This window comes from Hymenobacter sp. PAMC 26628 (assembly GCF_001562275.1).
GTDB lineage: Bacteria > Bacteroidota > Bacteroidia > Cytophagales > Hymenobacteraceae > Hymenobacter.
This window is the reverse complement of sequence record NZ_CP014304.1, coordinates 3,291,172-3,309,168: the sequence shown is the minus strand read 5'-3', so window position 1 is coordinate 3,309,168 and position 17,997 is coordinate 3,291,172. Positions and strand designations below refer to the sequence as shown.

The 17,997-nt window shown below is 66.9% G+C and carries 19 protein-coding genes; 5 read left to right on the top strand and 14 right to left on the bottom strand.

Annotated elements, in window-relative coordinates; translation table 11 throughout:
• Positions 1-60 precede the first annotated feature (60 nt).
• The 3 genes from AXW84_RS14495 (at position 61) to AXW84_RS14485 (ending at position 2,895) form a co-directional block, all read left to right on the top strand.
• Positions 61-768 carry a hypothetical protein gene (locus tag AXW84_RS14495; protein WP_068234600.1) on the top strand — a complete coding sequence of 236 codons (708 nt, stop codon included), beginning with the start codon at positions 61-63 and terminating at the stop codon, positions 766-768.
• A 57-nt stretch (positions 769-825) separates the two neighbouring features.
• Positions 826-1,995, top strand: coding sequence for a sensor histidine kinase (locus AXW84_RS14490; protein WP_068234594.1), 1,170 nt, complete (start codon positions 826-828; stop codon positions 1,993-1,995).
• Between the two features lie 93 nt (positions 1,996-2,088).
• Positions 2,089-2,895, top strand: a complete 807-nt coding sequence (locus AXW84_RS14485; protein ID WP_068234591.1) for a LytR/AlgR family response regulator transcription factor — start codon at positions 2,089-2,091, stop codon at positions 2,893-2,895.
• A 37-nt stretch (positions 2,896-2,932) separates the two neighbouring features.
• Here the strand turns inward: AXW84_RS14485 and AXW84_RS14480 are convergent, their stop codons facing one another.
• The 6 genes from AXW84_RS14480 to AXW84_RS14455 all read right to left on the bottom strand — a co-directional run bounded on the left by AXW84_RS14480 (position 2,933) and on the right by AXW84_RS14455 (position 8,604).
• Complete coding sequence (locus AXW84_RS14480) at positions 2,933-3,514, bottom strand: Uma2 family endonuclease (RefSeq protein ID WP_068234584.1); 582 nt, start codon at positions 3,512-3,514, stop codon at positions 2,933-2,935.
• A gap of 51 nt (positions 3,515-3,565) precedes the next feature.
• Positions 3,566-4,336, bottom strand: a complete 771-nt coding sequence (locus AXW84_RS14475) for a LytR/AlgR family response regulator transcription factor (protein ID WP_068234581.1) — start codon at positions 4,334-4,336, stop codon at positions 3,566-3,568.
• Positions 4,337-4,420: 84 nt separating this feature from the next.
• Entirely contained in the window at positions 4,421-6,127 is a 1,707-nt protein-coding gene (locus AXW84_RS24050) for a histidine kinase (RefSeq protein WP_068234578.1), read from the bottom strand.
• Between the two features lie 117 nt (positions 6,128-6,244).
• Positions 6,245-7,228, bottom strand: a complete 984-nt coding sequence (locus AXW84_RS14465; protein ID WP_068234575.1) for an alpha/beta fold hydrolase — start codon at positions 7,226-7,228, stop codon at positions 6,245-6,247.
• 65 nt (positions 7,229-7,293) lie between these two features.
• Entirely contained in the window at positions 7,294-8,139 is an 846-nt protein-coding gene (locus AXW84_RS14460; RefSeq protein WP_068234572.1) for a hypothetical protein, read from the bottom strand.
• 9 nt (positions 8,140-8,148) lie between these two features.
• Entirely contained in the window at positions 8,149-8,604 is a 456-nt protein-coding gene (locus tag AXW84_RS14455; protein WP_068234569.1) for an ABA4-like family protein, read from the bottom strand.
• Between the two features lie 288 nt (positions 8,605-8,892).
• On the opposite strand from AXW84_RS14455, the gene AXW84_RS14450 reads away from it, so the two are divergent.
• Together AXW84_RS14450 and AXW84_RS14445 are read left to right on the top strand one after the other, a co-directional pair.
• Positions 8,893-9,651, top strand: coding sequence for a hypothetical protein (locus AXW84_RS14450; RefSeq protein ID WP_157887036.1), 759 nt, complete (start codon positions 8,893-8,895; stop codon positions 9,649-9,651).
• A gap of 76 nt (positions 9,652-9,727) precedes the next feature.
• Complete coding sequence (locus AXW84_RS14445; RefSeq protein ID WP_068234563.1) at positions 9,728-9,946, top strand: hypothetical protein; 219 nt, start codon at positions 9,728-9,730, stop codon at positions 9,944-9,946.
• A gap of 47 nt (positions 9,947-9,993) precedes the next feature.
• Here AXW84_RS14445 and AXW84_RS14440 read toward each other — a convergent pair whose 3' ends face one another.
• From AXW84_RS14440 to AXW84_RS14405, 8 genes are all read right to left on the bottom strand, one after another.
• Positions 9,994-10,314, bottom strand: a complete 321-nt coding sequence (locus tag AXW84_RS14440) for a hypothetical protein (RefSeq protein ID WP_068234560.1) — start codon at positions 10,312-10,314, stop codon at positions 9,994-9,996.
• Positions 10,284-10,817 (bottom strand): hypothetical protein, encoded by a 534-nt coding sequence (locus AXW84_RS14435; protein ID WP_157887035.1) that lies wholly within the window; start codon positions 10,815-10,817, stop codon positions 10,284-10,286. The genes AXW84_RS14440 and AXW84_RS14435 overlap by 31 nt, the downstream gene beginning before the upstream one ends.
• Positions 10,814-11,944, bottom strand: a complete 1,131-nt coding sequence (locus AXW84_RS14430) for an AMP-binding protein (RefSeq protein WP_082773907.1) — start codon at positions 11,942-11,944, stop codon at positions 10,814-10,816. The genes AXW84_RS14435 and AXW84_RS14430 overlap by 4 nt, the downstream gene beginning before the upstream one ends.
• A gap of 76 nt (positions 11,945-12,020) precedes the next feature.
• Positions 12,021-12,644, bottom strand: a complete 624-nt coding sequence (locus AXW84_RS14425; protein WP_157887034.1) for a hypothetical protein — start codon at positions 12,642-12,644, stop codon at positions 12,021-12,023.
• Positions 12,645-12,749: 105 nt separating this feature from the next.
• The gene (locus AXW84_RS14420; RefSeq protein WP_068234555.1) at positions 12,750-13,199 is read right to left on the bottom strand and encodes a hypothetical protein; all 450 of its coding nucleotides are present in this window, start codon (positions 13,197-13,199) and stop codon (positions 12,750-12,752) included.
• 605 nt (positions 13,200-13,804) lie between these two features.
• Complete coding sequence (gene menB, locus AXW84_RS14415; RefSeq protein WP_068234552.1) at positions 13,805-14,629, bottom strand: 1,4-dihydroxy-2-naphthoyl-CoA synthase; 825 nt, start codon at positions 14,627-14,629, stop codon at positions 13,805-13,807.
• 126 nt (positions 14,630-14,755) lie between these two features.
• Positions 14,756-16,528 (bottom strand): 2-succinyl-5-enolpyruvyl-6-hydroxy-3-cyclohexene-1-carboxylic-acid synthase, encoded by a 1,773-nt coding sequence (gene menD, locus AXW84_RS14410; RefSeq protein WP_068234550.1) that lies wholly within the window; start codon positions 16,526-16,528, stop codon positions 14,756-14,758.
• 161 nt (positions 16,529-16,689) lie between these two features.
• Positions 16,690-17,937, bottom strand: a complete 1,248-nt coding sequence (locus tag AXW84_RS14405; protein ID WP_236943128.1) for a chorismate-binding protein — start codon at positions 17,935-17,937, stop codon at positions 16,690-16,692.
• Between the last annotated feature and the right edge of the window lie 60 nt (positions 17,938-17,997).

Here is a 17,997-nt window from a genome sequence, read left to right as displayed (position 1 = left end):
CGGGCGGCCACTTTTGAATCATCAACGCCCCCAACCTCCTTTTCACCCCAACCCCCCGCCATGAAAAAGTCGCTGTTCACCCTCGTTCTCGCCGCTCTTGCCCTCGCCGCCACCGCCCAACCCAAAGCCGGGGCCCCCGCCAAACCCGCCGCTACGGCCGCCGCGCCTGCGGGCTACGCCGAATCGATGGGCCAGGCCATTGCCGAGCTCACGAGCACCGGCGACCCGGCCGTGCTGCAAGCTGGGGCGGCCAAGATGGAGCGCGCCGCCGCCGCCGCCCCCACCGACTGGCTGCCCCGCTACTACCAGGCCTACGCCTTGGTCATCAGTACGTTTGGGAGCCAGGACAACGCCACGGCCAAAGACAATACCCTCGACCAGGCCGAGAAGGCCCTGGGCCAGGCCCACCAGCTGAAGGGCGACGAATCGGAGCTGCTCGCCCTGCAAGCCTACGTGTACCAGGCCCGGCTGATGGTGTCGCCCATGGAGCGCGGCCAGCAGTACTCGGAGCTGGCCGACGCCGCCGTGGCCCAGGCCAAGGCCCTGAACCCCGCCAACCCCCGCCCGTACCTGATTGCCGCCAACAGCCTGTACCACATGCCGTCGGAGTACGGCGGGGGCGCCGCCGCGGCCCGCCCGATGTTCGAAACCGCCCAGGCCAAGTTTGCAGCATTCAAGCCCGCCACCGCCCTGGCGCCCACCTGGGGCCAGCGCCAGGTACTGGCCCGCCTGAAAGAGTACGGCGCGCCCGCCCAGGCTAGCAAGTAACGGCGGGGCCCCCAGGGGCCCCCGCCCGTTCCCTTTGCATCACCCGCCGCTATTTTTATGGCCCACTCCCTCGTTGCCCCGCCCGCCGTGCCTTCGCCCCTGCCGCCCGCCTTGCCCCCGCCTTTTGCCCTGGCCGACCGGACCCGCGCCCCGCGGGCTGCGGCGAAAGGGGCCTTGCCCAAGGGCAGCTCGCAGCTGCAGACGTTCTGGCGGCAGCTGGGCTGGATTGCCCTCGGCAACGTCCTGGTGGCGCTGCTCTACGCGCCGCCGCCCTGGCGCGATTTCACGGGCTACGCCATCTCGCTGGCCTACTCGTTCAGCTACTGCACGGGGCTGTGGCTGGCCAACGGCTACACCGTGGACCTGCTCAACATCCGGGTGGGTTGGGAAACGAACCCCATCCGCCGGCTGCTGCTCACAGTAGGGGCCTCGTTTCTGGCGTCGCTGCTGGTCATCGTGGCCGTGAGCGAGGGGTTTTCGGTGCTGCTGTGGCACCGCCCGCTGGGCTACACCTTGCGGCACGGCTTCTTGGCGCAGTTGGCTTTTCCGCTGCTGGCAACGGTGGTCATCTCCTTGTTTTTGCACTCGCGCTCGTTCCTGCTGGCCTGGCGCGAGGCCACCGTGCGGGCCGAGCGGCTGGAGAAAGAGTCGGCCGTGGCCCGGCTCGACAGCCTGCGCCGGCAGGTCGATCCGCACTTTCTCTTCAACTCGCTCAACGCCCTCACCAGCTTAGTAGAAGAGCACAACCCAGCCCGCGCCGTGCGCTTCATCCGGCAGCTCAGCAGCGTGTACCGCTACGTGCTCGACAGCCAAAGCCAGGAGCTGGTGCCGCTGGCCGAGGAGCTGGCCTTCGCCGAGGCCTACGTGTTCCTACAGAAAACCCGCCTCGACGAGGCCCTGCAAGTGGAGCTAGCCGTGCCGCCCGCTGGGGCCCTATCCGGCCTGTATTTGCCGCCGCTGGCCTTGCAGCTGCTGCTCGAAAACGCCCTCAAGCACAACACCGCCTACCAGGCCGACCCCCTGCGCCTGCGCGTGGCCGTGGACGCGGCCGCCGCCACCCTCACTGTGCGCAACGCCCTGCGCCCCCGCCGCCTGGCCCCCGGCGAGGCCTCGGGCCGGGGCCTCGAAAACCTGCGCGCCCGCTACGCCTTCCTCACCGACCGGCCCGTGGCGGCGGGCCCCGTGGGCGAGGAGTTCGTTGTAACCTTGCCGCTCTTAAAGCTGTGAGAAAGTGGAGTATTGGGGAAGCTTATTGACCGTCAACCCATTTGCTAAACCGCTTCATTTTCACCTTCGCACATTTCCACATTTCCCTAATTCATGCTCCGCGCTTTACTCGTTGAGGACGAGCCGCTGGCCGCCCGCCGCCTGGCCGCGCTGCTCCATAAACTGCCCGAGCCGTTCGAGATTCTGGGGCCCGCCGAGTCGGTGGCGCAGGCCGTGGCCCTGCTGCAAGCCGGCCCCGCGCCCGACGTGCTCTTCCTCGACATTCACCTGGCCGACGGCCTCAGCTTCGAGCTCTTCGAGCAGGTGGCCGTGACGTGCCCCGTCATCTTCACCACCGCCTACGACCAGTACGCCCTGCGCGCCTTCAAGGTAAACAGCGTGGACTACCTGCTCAAGCCCATCGACGAGGAAGAGCTGCGCGGCGCCGTGGCCAAGCTGCGCCAGCGCCTGGCCCCGCCCGCCGCCGGGGCCCCCGCGCCCGCCGCCGCGCCACTGCTCGACGCCGCCGCCCTGGCCCAGTTGGTGCAGCAGCTGCGCCAGCCCGCGCCCGCGGCCAGTTACAAAACGCAGTTCGTGGTGCGGGTGGGCGAGCACCTCAAGGTGGTGCCCATCGAACAAGTAGCATACTTTTTCAGCCTCGAAAAAGCCACCTTCCTCCAAACCGCCGAGGGCCGCAAGTACGTGGTGGACTACACAATGGAGCAGCTCGAAGCCCTGCTCGACCCGGGCCAGTTCTTCCGCCTCAACCGCGCCTACCTGGCCCAGCAGGCCGCCATCCACGACATCATCCACTACACCAACTCGCGCCTGCAAACCGTGCTAAAACCCGCCGCCCCCGACGCCCAGGTGCTGGTGAGCCGCGAAAAAGTAAACCTGTTCAAAAGCTGGCTGGATAGGTAGCATCGTTGGGGCCCCCGCTTGAAAATAGGGACTATGGCTAGTATCGCAGCCGGCGCAGCTCCAGGGCAAAACCTGGCAGCACAGGCTCGCCGCTCAGCAGCTGGTCGAAGCCCTGGATGGTACGCACGGGCTGGCCGGGCACAAAGATGAACACCGTTTCGCTGGCCGGGGCCAGCAGCCAGCCCAGCCGGGCCCCTGCTCCGAGCCAGTGCTCCATTTTGCGCATCGTGTCGGTGAGGCGGTCGGAGGGCGAGAGCAGCTCGGCCACAAAATCGGGGCAGAGGCGGGCGAAGCCGCGCCGGTCGTCGGCCGCCAGCGCGTCCCAGCGCGCCTGGGCCACCCAGCTGGCGTCGGGCGACAGCATGGCCCCGGTGGAAAGGGTGAAGCCAGCCGACGAATCGAAGGTTTTTCCCAGCTTATGCTGGCGGTTCCAGATGACCAGGTCAGAAATCAATTCGCTGTTAAAAGAACCGGTTTCAGAGCTGGCGGGGGGCCTAATAGTGATTTGGTGGGTCGCGTCGCGCTCAATGCGCAAGTCACGGTGGTCCTGGCAGAACTCGTAAAACTCCGCGTCCGTGAGGCGGTCCAGTACCGGGGTTTTAAGCTTGATGACGTCCATAAAAACCGGGGCGAGTGAAGGGACAAGGTACGTAGGAAATGGGCCCCGGGCTCAGCCCTCAAGCCAGCTTTTGATGGCCCCGGCGCGCTCCTTGCTCACCACAATTTCGTCGGTGGGGGCGGGGTGCAGGGCCACCAGCAGCTTGCCGCCGAAGTGGGGCACCAGCCGGCGCACGGCCGGCAGCTGGGCAATGAGCTGGCGGTTGAGCCGGCAAAACTGGGCCGGGTCGAGCAGCATTTCGAGCTGCTCCAGCGTGTAGTCCACCACGAAGCGGCGGCCGTCGTGGGTGGCCAGCGTGGTGGTGTCGTGGCGGCTTTGGCACCAAGCCACGTCGGCGGTGGGCAGGGGCAGCAGGGTTTCGCCCTGGCGCACCAGAAACCGCGTTTTGTGGGGCCGCTGGGGGCGGGGCAGGGCGTCGAGCAGGCGCTCGATGTTGAAAGACGCCGGGGCCCCGGCCGCCGCCTCGGCAGGCCCCGCGGGCAGCTTGGCCAAGGCGGCCTGCAGCTCGGCTAGCTTCAGGGGTTTTAAGAGGTAATCGATGCCGTTGGCGCGGAAGGCTTGCAGGGCGTACTGGTCGTAGGCGGTGGTGAAAATGACCGGGCTGCGCACCAGGGTTTGGGCAAACACGTCGAGGCTGAGGCCGTCGGCCAGCTGGATGTCGCTGAGGATGAGGCCGGGCGCGGGGTGGGCCCCCAGCCAGGCCAGGGCCCCGGCCACGGTGTCGAGCACGGCCAGCACCTGGGCCCCGGGCGCGGCCTGGGCCAGCAGCCGCTGGAGGCGCTCGGCGGCAGGGTACTCGTCTTCGAGGATGAGAACGGTCAAGGGGTAGGGTAGGAGCGTATGGGGGTAGAAGGATAGGCGGGTAAGCTGGAACAAACGTTTAGGAAAACCTCGTGCCACCTACCTTCATTCCTCCAGCAGCGGCAGCGTCACGGCAAAAGTGCCGCCTTCCTGCGCAACTTCCACCGGCTGCGGGGCCCCCAGCAGGGCGTAGCGGCGGCGCACGTTGGCCAGGCCCAGGCCGGTGCCGGGGGCCAGGCCGGCGGGGCGGGGCTGCCAGGTGTTTTCCACGCGCAGGGCCCCGGCGGCGGCGTCTGCTACCAGGCGCAGGTGCAGCGGGCGGGCCTGCGAGGCCTCGTTGTGCTTCAGGGCGTTTTCTACCAGCAGCTGCACGCTGAGCGGGGCCACGCGGCGGGCCAGGGCCCCGGGCGGCACGTCGTAGCGCACCCGCACGTTTTCCCGGAACCGCACTTTTTGCAGCGCCACGTAGGTGCGCACGAAGGCCAGCTCCTCGGCCAGCGGCACGGTGGGGCGGTCGTGGCTCAGCAGCACGTAGCGGTACACGTCGGCCAGGCCCTCCAGGTACTGTTGGGCGGGGGCGTTGGCGGGCTCGATGAGGGCGGCCAGGGTGTTGAGGGAATTGAAGAGAAAGTGCGGGTCGAGCTGCTGGGCCAGGGCGTCGAGCTGGGCCTGGGTTTGGGCCTGGGCCAGCTGGTCGGCGCGGTGCTGGTTTTCCTGCCATTGCTGAAACGAGTGGCGGCTTTCGTAAATGAGCTGCCCCACCAGCGTGGGTACCAAGTTGATGGCTGCGATGAGCAGCAGCGCCTGCGGCGAGGCGTTGACGCCCGCTCCCGCCCGGGCCAGGCCCAGCGTAATGGCCACTGTGGCCACGCTGGTGTAGGCCGCGCTGCCCAATCCCAGGTACCAGAGCCGCCGGCGCGTTTGGGCCACGTGCGGGTAGCGCCGTTGCAGCTGCCGCCAAATTTCGCGGTTGCCCAGGCCCAGCACCAGCGTGTACAGCAGCGAGCAGCCCCAGGTAATGCCGAAGTGCGCAGCCGACTGAAAGGCCCACTTGCCGCTGCCCAGCGCCATTACCAGGCTGATGAGCACGAACCCGCCCAGCACCAGGCGGCGGTCGCGGAGGGGCAAGGCGAGTGCGGGGGCCGGCCCCGCCGCCGGCACGGGCCGAGCGGGGCGGGGCGGCCGGCTGCGGTAGTAGGTGTGCGCCATGAAGGCCAGCGCCACCGCTGTGCCCAGCACCGACGGCAAAAACTGGCTGTAGGGCTGGTAGCCCGCCAGCACTGTGCCCGTGAAGGCCGACAGCAGCGCCGTGTACGTGCTCACCATCTTCCAAATGTGCTCGTAGCGCCAGGCCCCGCGCAGCCACTGCGGCCGCCACGCGGGGCGCGCCAGGTCGTAGGCCGTGGTGGCCAGCAGCACCCCCAGCGTGCTGTACATCACCACCGGCGACCACACCAGCCGGATGTGCGGCAGCCACGCCAGAAACGCCAGGCCCCCCAGGCCGAAGGCCCCCGCCACCAGCCCGTCGTGCCAGGCCGGCCCGCTGGCCTGGATGCGCAGCACCCGGTAGCCCGAATAGGCTTGGTACACGCTCAGCAGCACAATCACGGTGAGAAACGGCCGGAAGTTGAACACGGCCAGCCCCAGCACCGCCGACGCCAGCACCACGGCCGACAGCCCCAGAAACCAGCGCCCCAGCCGCCGGTGCCGCGCCCCACCCTTGGCCGCCAGCAGGGGCCCCAGCCCCACCAGCAGCGCCAGGGTGCCGAAGAAAATGTGCACGCCAATGTTGGCTTGGTGCAGGGTGTGCATGGGAAAGCCAGGGCTGGGGTGGGGGATGGGCGGCGTGCCTAATTTAGGAAGAACGCTGAGCCGGTAGCAGTTGTCTTCCCGAACGGGCCGCTATTCAGGCAGCACACGGCCGCGGGCTTAGCGGCGCACGGGCAGCGCCGCCGCAAAGGTGCGTACCGCCCGCTGGGCCGCCGCGGGCTGCTCCACCAGCGTGTTGTGCCGGCCGGGCACCACCACTACCTGCTGGCGCGGAAACCGAAACGAGCGGTAGTGCCGGGGCCCCGCGGTGTAGTCGTCGTGCCCGGCCAGCACCAGCACGGGCATGGCCAGGGCCGCCGTGGCGGGCGCGTAGTCCTGCCCGTACTCCGGAAAGTTAAACACGTGGGCCGCAAAATCTTGGTTGCTGGGCACCTGGCGCGCCACGCGGCCGGCGCGGGCCGCCGTGGTGTCGGCGGCGTATTGCAGCTGGTACATGATTTTTTGTTGGCCCAGGGCCTGCATCACCAGGCCCAGTTGCTGGGGCAGGGGCGCGCCCGCCGGCAGCTGGGGGCGGGCCGCAGCGGGCAGCAGGCTGTCGCCGTAGTGCACCATGCTGGCCAGCGAGGCCGAGGGGTTCAGCACGGCGTTGGCCAGGATGAGGGCCTGCACCCGGGCCGGGTAGCGCTGGGCGTAGGCCGTGGCGATGACGCCCCCGAAGGAGTGCGCCAGCAGCACCCACTGCCGCAGGCCCAGGCGCTGGCGCAGCTCCTCCAGGTCCTGCACCTGGCGGTCGAGGCGGTAGTTGTGGCCGGGGGCGCTGGCCGAGCGGCCGCTGCCGCGCTGGTCGAGGTAAATCATTTGCAGCGAGCTTTCCAGGGCCCGGCCGGCCAGCTGCTCGAAGGCGTAGCTGCCCGCGCCCGGCCCGCCGTGCACAAACACGCAGGGCACGCCCCGGCCCGCCACTTTCACGAACAGCCGCACCGAATCGGAGGTGCGGAAGGCCAGCTCGCCGGTGGGCAGCGCCGGGGCCCCCGCGCTTTTAGGGCGGGCTTTTTGCGCCGCCGCCGGCAAATCAACGAACCCCATCAACCCGATGACGAGGGTAAAAATCCGAACGAAAGTGCGCAGGTGAAAGCGGTGCATTGAGCAGGAAGGAGTGAGTAATTGCTTGGTCAAGAACAGGATGGTACGGGTTGCGCGCCGCGGCCTCAGTGCCCGGACCACAGCGGGCGGCCCGCCAGGGCCCCCAGCAGCAGCGCGCCCACGGCCGCCGCGTACAGCGCCGTGCCCAGCCAGGTGCCGGCCACCGCCCGGCGCGGGGCCCAGCGGCTCAGGGCCCAGCCCAGCAGCGGCAGCGCCTGCAAGGCGTGCAGGCCCAGGAAGTGGGCCGCGCGCAAGTCGCCGGCCACGGTGCTCCAGCCCAGGCCGGGCAGGCCGGGGCCGCCGTCGGGGGCCCCCACGGTGTGCTGCTGGGCGTGAATCATGAAGCCGCCCAGCGCCGAGCCCACCAGAAACACCAGCAGCCCCAGCCGCAGGCCCCACACGTAGCCCGCCGGGCCGTGCGGCCGGTGGCGCCAGGCCAGGTACAGGGCCCAGGCGGTCAGGGCGGTGTTCAGGGCAATAAAAATCGCCATCAGCCCGAACAGCAGGCCGTTGAAGGCGCTGCTCTGGTTGTAGTGCGAGGAAACCCCGCGCCCGGCCTGCCCGAAAACGATGACGATTTCGACCACCATGCTCAGGGCCACGCCGCCGCTGAGGCGGCGCACCGCCCGCTGGGCCGCAGCGGGCAGGTCGGCCAGCAGCCAGCCCAGCGTCCAGAGGTAGGCCGTGCCCGAGAGAGCAAACTTGAGCGGTTTCACCCAGACCAGGGCCCCCGTCACGAGGCGGTGGTCGAGGGGCAGCAGCACCAGGGCCGCCGCTGCCAGCCCCGCGTGCAGCCAGCCGGCCCCCGACAGCGCCGGGTTGGCGCGGTGCAGGATGCGCAGGGCCCCGGCCGCTGCGGGCGGGGCAGGAGTGGTAGTGGAGCGAACGGCGAAGGGCAGCAGCGTTTCCATAAGCAGCGGTTAGTTGGTTGATAAAGAAGTGTTTTTGGCCTTTCGGGCCCACAGCCCGCGCAGCCCGCAGTACAGCAGCAGCCCCACCGGCCCGAACAAAAACGTGAGGACCAGCGCCGGCACCACCAGCGCGTGCGGCAGGCCGCGGCGCTGGGCGTCGCGCACTTCCCAGGCCCCCGTCCACAGGTCGAAGCAGAGGTAGTGCACCCAGCCCGCCAGCAGCGCCCACGGGTCGCGGAACAAGGCCGCCACCTGCGCCAGCGACCCGAAGCCGCCCGCCCCGCCGTGGGGCCCCAGGTAGTGCGCCGCGAGCAGTGCCGCGTAGGATGCGGCCAGCCCCAGCGGCAGGGCCCCATTGAGCACCAGCGCCTTGGTGAAGCGGCTGCGCGGGGCCAGCACCAGCAGGGCCCACCCGAGCAGGGCGGCGGGGTTGGCCAGCGAAAACAGAAAATCAGGCGTGGGCATGGGCGGCGTTTGGGGCGGTGAGTGGGCCAAAAGTAGAAGTTGGCCCCACCGGCCGCCAGCCCATTCGGGGCGAAACGCCCCCGCGCCCGGGCCAAGCCGCCGCGGGGCGGGGCGAAGCGGCGGCAGTTGCCACCGCCAGCGGCGAATCCTTTTTGGCGCACGAATTGCTTGGGGCCCGGCCCCACGCGCCCAGCTTTCTAAACCAAAGCGCCCGCTGCGGGTTAACCCCCTCTTGCTTATTAAACGCAACGGCTACGGCCGGGCTTGCGTACCCGCCGCGTGAAGTTGATGGATTACCTGTTTATTACTTACCGCCAGGCCGTTGGGCCCGGGGTAAGGCGGGCGTTGTTGGCGTTGTGGCTGGGGGGGCTGCTGCCGCTGGGGGCCCATGCTCAGCTGCCCGGGCTGGGCCACAGCCAGCTCCGCGCGGCCTCCGATACGGTGCGGCGGCGGGCGGTGGCGCGGCTGGCCAAGCCCCGGGTGGTGGCGTTTTTCGACGCGCGCTACTCCATCATCAACAGCCACTTCGTCACCATCAACGGCCTGAAGCTGGGCCTGGAGTGGAAAAACCGCCTGCGCACCGGCGCGGCCGTGTACTTCCTCAGCAGCCGCATTCCCACGCGCCGCGAGCGGCCCGACAACGTGGACGACGACGCCCGCGCCGACCTGCGCTTCCGCTACCTGGCCCTCTACGGTGAGTACGTGCTCATCGAAAACCGCCGCTGGGAGCTGAGCGTGCCCCTGCAAGCGGGCCTCGGCAACGCCTACGTGGAGTACGTGTCGCCCGATGGCACAACCCAGGAAACGCCCCACGACTTCATGGGCGTCATTGAGCCCAGCGTGAACGCCCAAATGCGCATTTTCCGCTGGGTAGGGCTGGGGGCGGGGGCCGGCTGGCGGGCCCCGGTGTTTGTGAACCGCACGGTGCGCAAGGAGCTTAGCGGCCCCATTTTTTTTCTGCGGGGCAAGCTCTTCCTCAACGACTTGGTGGCCGTGGTGCGGGGCCGCGAGCGGTTATTTTCGCAAAAGGGGCTGCGCAGCGAATAATAGTGCAGCTGGGCTATTGCGGCGCGGGCGGCGGCGGCTTATGTTTGCCACCGTCTCCACAATAAATGGTACTTGTATGCGTTTCGGTTGGATTTCTGCGTTTGTGCCCGACGCCCGCGGCGTCCGCTGGATTTTTGGTTTGCTGTTGCTGCCGGCCGTGTGGCTGGCCAAGGGCGGCAGCGCCCCGGGGGCCCCGCCGGCGCCGGTAGCCACCGTGGCCCCGGCCGCCGCACCCGTGGCTCCGGCCCCGTTGGAGGCCCACCGGGCCCCGGGGGCCCCGCGCGCGGCCCGCTAGCCGCTACTTGCCCGCCGCGTAAGTAAAGCCCACCGACAGGTTGGTGTTCACGGGCGCGCGGCCTTCCACGTTGATGCTCTCGAGCGAGTAGGCGTAGGTAATGGCCAGGGCCAGGTGGTGCGAGAGGCGCACGGCCAGGGCCCCGTGCCGTTCACGCGGTAGTCGCCGTTGAGGTTGCCCACCGCCGGCTGGTAGTACACCAGGGCCGTGGGCGTGGCCGCGCCCCGCGTGTACTGGCCCTTGGCGCGCAGCGAGTGGCGTAGCACCTGGCGGTGCAAATCGGTGTAGTACTGGGTTTCTTCGCGCAGCAGGAAATAGCTCACGTTCACCTTGTTGCTTAGCGTGTCTTTGTACAGCTGGTAGCCCACGCCCAGGCCCCCACCACGCGGTAGTCGATGGCCCGCAGGTTGCTGTACTCCACTTGGCCCAGGGTGTAAAACTTGTAGCGGCCCTGCTGGTAAGTGGGCGTGGTGAGCAGCAAAAACTCGCGCTCGCGCTGCAAGCCGTCTTGCTTGCCGTAGCTGAAGCTAAGGGCCGCCGGTGCCAGCCAGTGCCCGCCCTTGAACGAGAGGTTGACCGTGTGGCTGGTGCTGAGGAACGTGCGCGCGACGGTGCCCGTGGTGTAAAGGCCCGTGAGCGAGGCCGTGTAGTGCACGCCCTTGCCCTTCACGTTGTAGGTTTCAAACTCGGCGGCCGGCAGGCCGGCGGCGCCGCCAGCGGCCGGGGCCACGGCGGGTGTGGCGGTGGTATCGGCTCTGGGTATGGTACGGGTCGAGTCGGCCACGCTTTGGGCATGGGCCGTAGGGCGGCTCGCAAGTAGCAGCAGCGCCAGCAGCCCGGGGCCCCAAAACTTCAAATACGGCCTCTTCATCCAATCAAATCCGGGGTGTCCAGGCTGCGCAGCGTAGCCGCCCGGTCGAGCTTGCCGGAGGCCGTGGTGTGAAATTCGGGCACGAACACGAGGTGCCGCGGCTGCTCGTATTTGCCTAGGCGGGCGGCCAGCAGCGCCCGCAGCTGGGCCGCGGCGGTCGCGTCCAGGGCGGGGCCCTCCACGTAGGCCGCCACGGCTTGGCCGAGGCGCTCGTCGGGCCGGCCGGCCACGAAGCAGCGGCGCGGGGCCCCAATTTCGGCCAGGGCCACGTCGAGCACCAATTCCACCTTCTCGGCCGGCACCTTCACGCCGCCCGAGTTGATAACGAAATCGGCCCGGCCCAGCCACTCAAACGAATGGTTGCCGGCGTCCAACGCCACCAGGTCGTTGGTGACGACGAGCTGGTCGTCGGTCACGTCGCCGCGCAGCGTGAGGCAGCCGCGCGCGTCCTGCCCGGCCGCAATGCCCGGCAGCACCCGGAAGGCGGTGATGGCCTGGGCCCCGTTCAGCCGGCGCAGGGCCACGTGCGAGCAGGTTTCGGTCATGCCGTAGGTGAGCAGCACCGGCACCGTGAGCTGGGCCTGGACGGCGGCGAGCAGCGCCGCGTCCACCGGGGCCCCGCCCACCAAAATGGTTTTCATGCGGTTGAGGCACGCGGCGTGGCCGGCGGCCAGCACGGCCCGTAGCTGCAGGGGCACGAAGGCGGCAAAGTCGAATGCGGCGTCGGCCGGCACCAGGGCCAGCGGGTCGGCCTGGGGTTCCACCACGGTCAGGTGCATTTGCCGCTCCAGGCCGCGCACCAGCATCATCAGCCCGCCGATGTACTCGCAGTTGAGGCAGACCAGCGCCCGGTCGCCGGGCCCCAGGTCGAAGAAGTCGCCGGTGCGCCGGGCCGAGGCTTCCAGCTGCCGCCGCCGCAGCGGCACGGGCGCCGGCGCGCCCGTGCTGCCCGACGTGGTGAGGGTGAACTCCTGCGAGCCGTTCAGCCACTCGCGCACGCGCTCCAGCACGCGGGCCTCGTAGCCGTTGAGGCCGGCGGGCACCGCGGCGGGGTACTGCTGCACGTCGGCGTACGCAAATTCGCGGCCGTTGAGCAGCAGGGAGGCGGGTAGGGAAAGGGTTGCCATTCGGCAAAACTAGCGCTAGAGGCAGAAAAACCTCGTATGGGCCGCTCGTCCGGCGTTTTACCGGGTACACTGTTGCTTATTTCAACGAATAGCTATCCAGTTCCCAAAGCCCATTTCCTATCACTCCACCCAAGCTAAATTCCGCCTGATTTAGCTTGGTGATGCCAATACCTGGTGTGACCCAAATGCGGTTATTGGTCCGGGAATTCGTAACGTATCCCCGGGTTTTGGACAGTTCGTAGGTGTTGGCGAAAGTTCCAGCCGGTACCGCCAGGGTAGACTGCCCCAACACCTTGGTGGTGTCGCCGTAAAAAGCACTGGTGAACCAGCGGTTCCCCGTTTGCAATGGCAAAACGTAACGCATCCGCTCATACGGCATCGGTTCGGTGCAAACCCAGCAAGGCTTATTGTAAACCTTCACAATTCCACCGTTGGAAACAACGTAGCTGGTGTCGTTGAACGACTGAATCTTGCTGACCCAAATGTTGGCTTTCTGGCCATCAGGAAGGGTGCCTTGGCCAATCACATCGACGTCGATGTAATCTGTTGGCAGTCCGCTTATCGTGTATTTGTACCGCCAATGATTTCCCACCGCGTTCGGGAAATCTGTATTGCCGGAACTGCTGGTGCCTGGGTCTTCTTTTTTGCACGAAGCAACGGCAAATACTAAAGCAACGGGTAGCCAAAAGTATTTTTTCATGGTCGCCAGCGCTCAAGTATTACGTAGGTTCGATATGCCTCCCGCGTAATTAGAGAATGATGCCAATCGTTTTAGTTGCATGGGCCTACGATCAAATTTTGGGCCCTAGCGGACCAGCCAGCGCTGGTACGTTTTGACCGACGGCACCGTCAGACGCCCCAAAACTAGCAGCAGGCCGCCGCAAATGGCCAGGTCCGTGGCCTGCTGCGTGACGACGTAGGAGGCCAGCAGGGGCAGGCCCAGCAGGCCCAATAGGCTGTCGCGCAGCAACATCCGCGCCTGGTAAATGCGCAGGTTTTCGGCGTAGGGCCGCCGCAAGTTGGGCCGCAGGCTGCGCGATACCGCGTAGAGCAGGGCCCCCACCACCGGCACCAGGGCCCCCAGCAGCAGCAAGGCCGGCCACGTGGCCAGCCGCGGGTTGGCGGCGGCGCCCACCGCCATGCGGGGGCCGGCGGCCAGCACCGCGCCACCCATCAGCAGGGATTGGGCGCCGTAGTGCAGCCAGTGCCGCCGCCGGATGCGCCCGAGGGCCTCGTGAAATTCAGCGTCCGTCATGCGGCAAAAAAGAGGGCCCCGGGGCCGGTCAAGTAAACGCGCAGCGGGGGAGGCCCGCGCACCCGCACGCCAAAGGCGCTGAGCAAGTTGCCAACAACGGCCGGAACAATTCGGCTTGCCTTTGTCGAAAAAAATCGCTACTATTACCTGCCTCCTACCTAACCCTTACGGCCATGACTCTCCATTCGCAGCTATCCGCACCCCCGGCACCCGTTGTTGAAAGCGTCGCCCGTCCCACCCGCACGCCTGCCGAGCAGGCCGCTAAAGCTGCCAAAAAGGAGCGCAAGCACGCACGGCTGCGCTGGTTTTTCTCCTGGTGCTGGGGTTGCCAGTCCATGGGCGGCAGCTTTTGATGATCTTGATTGATAATTGGTTATACGCAAAAAGCCCCGCCAAACTGGCTTGTCCTTACCCAAATCTTTTTCCGACTTCCCCGAGGTAATGCAAAGGCCCTTTTTTGCTGGATGACCCCGCTTGAAAAGCGGCAAACCGGATAGGCAACCGCGCAAAAACGCCCTTCCAGCCACATGGCCGGAAGGGCGTTTGAGTTTTGGGTAAGGACAAGCCAAACTGGCGGGGCTTTTTGGTGCAGTGCCGCGCCGCGGCTACGGGAATTTTGGGAACTTCGAGAAGTCGGGCTGGCGCTTTTCGAGGAAGGCGTTTTTGCCTTCCTTGGCCTCTTCGCTTAGGTAGTAGAGCAGCGTGGCGTTGCCGGCCAGCTCCTGGATGCCGGCCTGCCCGTCGAGCTCGGCGTTGAAGCTGGATTTTAGCATCCGCAGCGCCAAGGGGCTCTTTTGCAGAATTTTATGGCACCAGGATATGGTGGTTTCCTCCAGCTTGTCGAGCGGCACCACCTTGTTCACCAGGCCCATGTCGAGGGCCTCCTGGGCGTCGTACTGGTCGCAGAGGAACCAGATTTCACGGGCTTTTTTCTGGCCCACCACACGCGCCAGGTAGCTCGCCCCGAAGCCGCCGTCGAACGAGCCCACGTTGGGGCCCGTCTGGCCGAAGCGGGCGTTGTCGGCGGCAATGCTCAGGTCGCACACCACGTGCAGCACGTGGCCCCCGCCGATGGCCCATCCCGCCACCATGGCAATCACCGGCTTCGGAATGGAGCGAATCATCTTTTGCAGGTCCAGCACGTTGAGGCGGGGCACGGCGTTTTCGCCCACGTAGCCGCCGTGGCCGCGCACGCTCTGGTCGCCGCCCGAGCAGAACGCTTTGCCGCCCTCACCAGTGAGGATAATCACGCCGAGGTCGGTGCGGTTGCGGCAAATGTCCATCGCCTCAATCATCTCGTCCACCGTGAGCGGCGTGAAGGCGTTGTGCACCTGCGGCCGGTTGATGCTGATTTTGGCAATGCCCCCGTGCTGGGAGAACAGGATTTCTTTGAACTCCTTAATCGGAGTCCACTCGATTTTTTCAGACATTGATTGTATTGAAAAAGCCGTCATGCTGAGCGTAGCCGAAGCATCTCTACTGCTTCGTTGCGCTGATTGGATTACTCGCGCGGTAGAGATGCTTCGGCTGCGCTCAGCATGACCGTTGGTTAAAAATTAAGAAAAAGCAGCTTTGACCGCTTCCCGGTATTCTTCAAAAAAGGCGGCGTTGGTTCTGCTATCGGTGAAAACTTCCAGCACCGCCGCCCCGGTTTCGGCCGCAAAGAAAACCGGCAGCGCGGCATCTAGTTCATCAAAGGAGGCCACCGGGAAATAGCGCAGCTGAAAATCGCGGCACAGGTTCTCCGCCGTCAGGGCTTGGTGGGTTTCAAAAAACTCTTCCAGTTCCGGCTGCTGCCGGGGCCCCTCAATCATGCGGAAAATGCCGCCGCCGTGGTTGTTGAACACCACCACCCGCAAATTGGGCGTGGGGTAGTTGTGCCAGAAGGCGTTGCGGTCGTAGAAAAACGCCACGTCGCCGGTCAGCAGTACCACCGGCCGCGTGGGCTGTGCCAGGGCCCCGCCCACGGCGGTGCTGTTGCAGCCGTCGATGCCGCTGGTGCCGCGGTTGGCGAACACCTCAATTTGCTTATCCGCCGGCAGGCCCAGGATGTTGGCGTAGCGCACGGCCATGCTATTGGCCAGGTGCAGGGCGGTGCCGTCGCCCAGGGCCCCAAGTACTTGCTGGAAGATTGAAAATTCGTTGAATACTTCTATAAGCTCTTGAAAACGACCCCGCTTGCTTTCGAAGAAATTATTTAGTGCCGTTTCCCCGCGTTGTTCTGCTGAGCTCCAGCTTAGGTTGTATTGGGTTGCGGAAAGATTGGAAGTTGAACCCTCCGCAGGGCCGTAGTCCTTGGTTTCGAACGAGGCCAGCTGCTGAAAAAATGCGGCTGGTTGCACCCGCACAATGCGCGTGAGGCTGCGAAACGTGTCGGCCACGGGCCCCGTGGCTTGCAGGTGCCAGTGCTGCGCGGGGGCCGCGTCGCGCAGAAATAGCTTCAAGCTCTTCGAAATCAGCGACTGGCCGAAGGTGATGAGCAGGTCGGGTTGCAGCGCGGCCTTTTGCTCTTTGGGCAGGCCGGCTAGGAAAATGTCCTGCCGGTGCACGGCGAACACGTCGCGCAGGTTGGCGATGACGTCGGCCACCACCGGCACTCGCCGCACTGCGGCAAAATCGTAGAGCGCCACCGTCAGGCCGGGCCCCCCGGCTTGTTGGCCGGCCACCACCAGCACGCGGCCGGCGGCGCGCAGCCGCTGGCGCAGGTCCAGAATTTCGGCCGGGAGCAGCACGGCGTTGGCGTGGTCCTCCCGAATAATCTTCACGTCCTGCTCGTACACCACCTCTTCGCCCGCTTTCGGGTAAAACGGCTCGCGCAGCGGAATATTCACCTGCACCGGGCCGGCGGGGCCCGCCTGGGCGAGGTTAATGGCCTCGTTAATGATGCGTTCGGCGTGCCACTTGGCGTCGGGGTGCGTAGTGTCGGCCGGGAAATCGAAGGCGGCTTTGGCATGGGCCCCGTAGAGGTTGTGCTGGCGGATGGTCTGGCCGTCGAGTTGGTCAATCCACTCCGGGGGCCGGTCGGCGGTGAGAATCAGCAGCGGAATTTGCTGGAAAAAGGCCTCCGCCACGGCGGGCGCGTAGTTGAGGCCGGCCGTGCCGCTGGTGCACACCAGCACCACCGGCCGCCGCGTGGCCTGCGCCAGGCCCAGGCCGATGAATGCCGCCGCCCGCTCGTCGGGCACCACGCGCAGCTTGCCGCGGTAGGCCGGGTGCCGCGCAAAGGCCAGCGTGAGCGGTGCTGAGCGCGAGCCCGGCGACAGAATAACGTCGGTGATGCCGTGCCGGGCGCAGATTTCGGCGATGTTGAAAACGGCTTGGTTGTTCATTTATCGGTTAGCAGTTGACATTTAACAGAAGAAACAAGAGGGTCATGCTGAGCTTGCCGAAGCATCTCTCCCGCTCACTAAATAATTTGATTACTGCTGCGGGAGAGATGCTTCGGCAAGCTCAGCATGACCGCTCTGTGATGGGTGCTAATTGATAAATGTTAAATGAGCACCGTGGCTACGGTTTGCAATTTCATCTCAGTTTCCTGCCACTCGCGTTCCGGGTCCGAGTCCGCCGTCAGGCCGGTGCCGGCGTAGAGGATGGCCTCGTGGGCGCGCACTTGCAGGCAGCGCAGGTTCACGAAGAGGCGGGCCACGCCGGGCGCGGCCACGTTCACGGGGCCCAAAAAGCCGCTGTAGTAGGCACGGTCGTAGCCCTCGTGCTGGCGCAAAAACGCCAGCGCGGCCAGCTTGGGCATGCCGCCCACGGCCGAGGTGGGGTGCAGCAGGCGCAGCATGTCGGTGCCCAGGTTGGGGAAGGGCACGGCGTTCAGGTCCACCTCGAAGTCGGTGCGCAGGTGCAGCAGCTGGCCCGCCACCACGGTGCGGGGCCCCGTTTCCTGGTATTCGCGCAGGCGCAACTGCTTGAAGCAGTTCACGATGTAGCGCGCCACCAGCGCCTGCTCCTCAATTTCCTTCTGCCGCCAAATGGCTGTTCGGGGCGAGGCGGCCTCCGTCACGGGCTGGGTGGCGGCCAGCGCCACGGTGCGGAAGCGGCCGTCGGCCGTGACCTCAGCCAGCACCTCAGGCGTGGCCCCCAGCCAGGTGCCCGCGCCCGGCACGCTCACCAGCGACACGAACGCCTGCGGGTACTTCGCGCTGAGCTTGTCGAACGCCGCGAGCGGGTCGAACCCGGCCGGCAGCGGCCGCCGCGCCGCCCGCGAGCTAACCACCTTCAGCACGGCTTTTTCCTTAATGGCCGCTACGCCGCGGCTCACCAACTGCATATACTCGGCCTCGGTGGCGGCGGCTGGGGCGGGCTGCGGGCTGTGGTGCCAAGCCAGCTCGGCCGGCGTGGGCAATGCCAGCCACGCCGCGATGTTGGGCAGCAGCGCGCGAGCGGCGGGCGCCACGAGGAGGGCGTCGGGCCGGGCGGCGTCGAAGCGCACATCAGCGGGCAGGAAAAAGGCTGGGTTGTGGTCGGAGTCGCGGAAAGGAAAGAACGCGAAGCCCGCCGGGGCCCCCGCGTCGAGGGCGGGCGGCAGGCCGGTGTAGGCGGCTTCGAGCGAGCGGCTCACCAGTAGCTGCGGCCGGCCGGCGCCGGGCTCGCGCCACACGGCCAGCGGGCGGCCCGTGCGCAGGGCCCCCGCCACGAGGTGGCGCAGCCGGGCCAGGGCCCCCAGGCCCGCCGCGGCGGGCGGCCACGGCAGCACGCGCGGTTCGGGGAGCGGTATGGAAGGGTTAATCAAAACAGAAAGAGCGAGGCGTTTATGGCCGACTGCGGGCCATAATGCTGACAACCGACAACG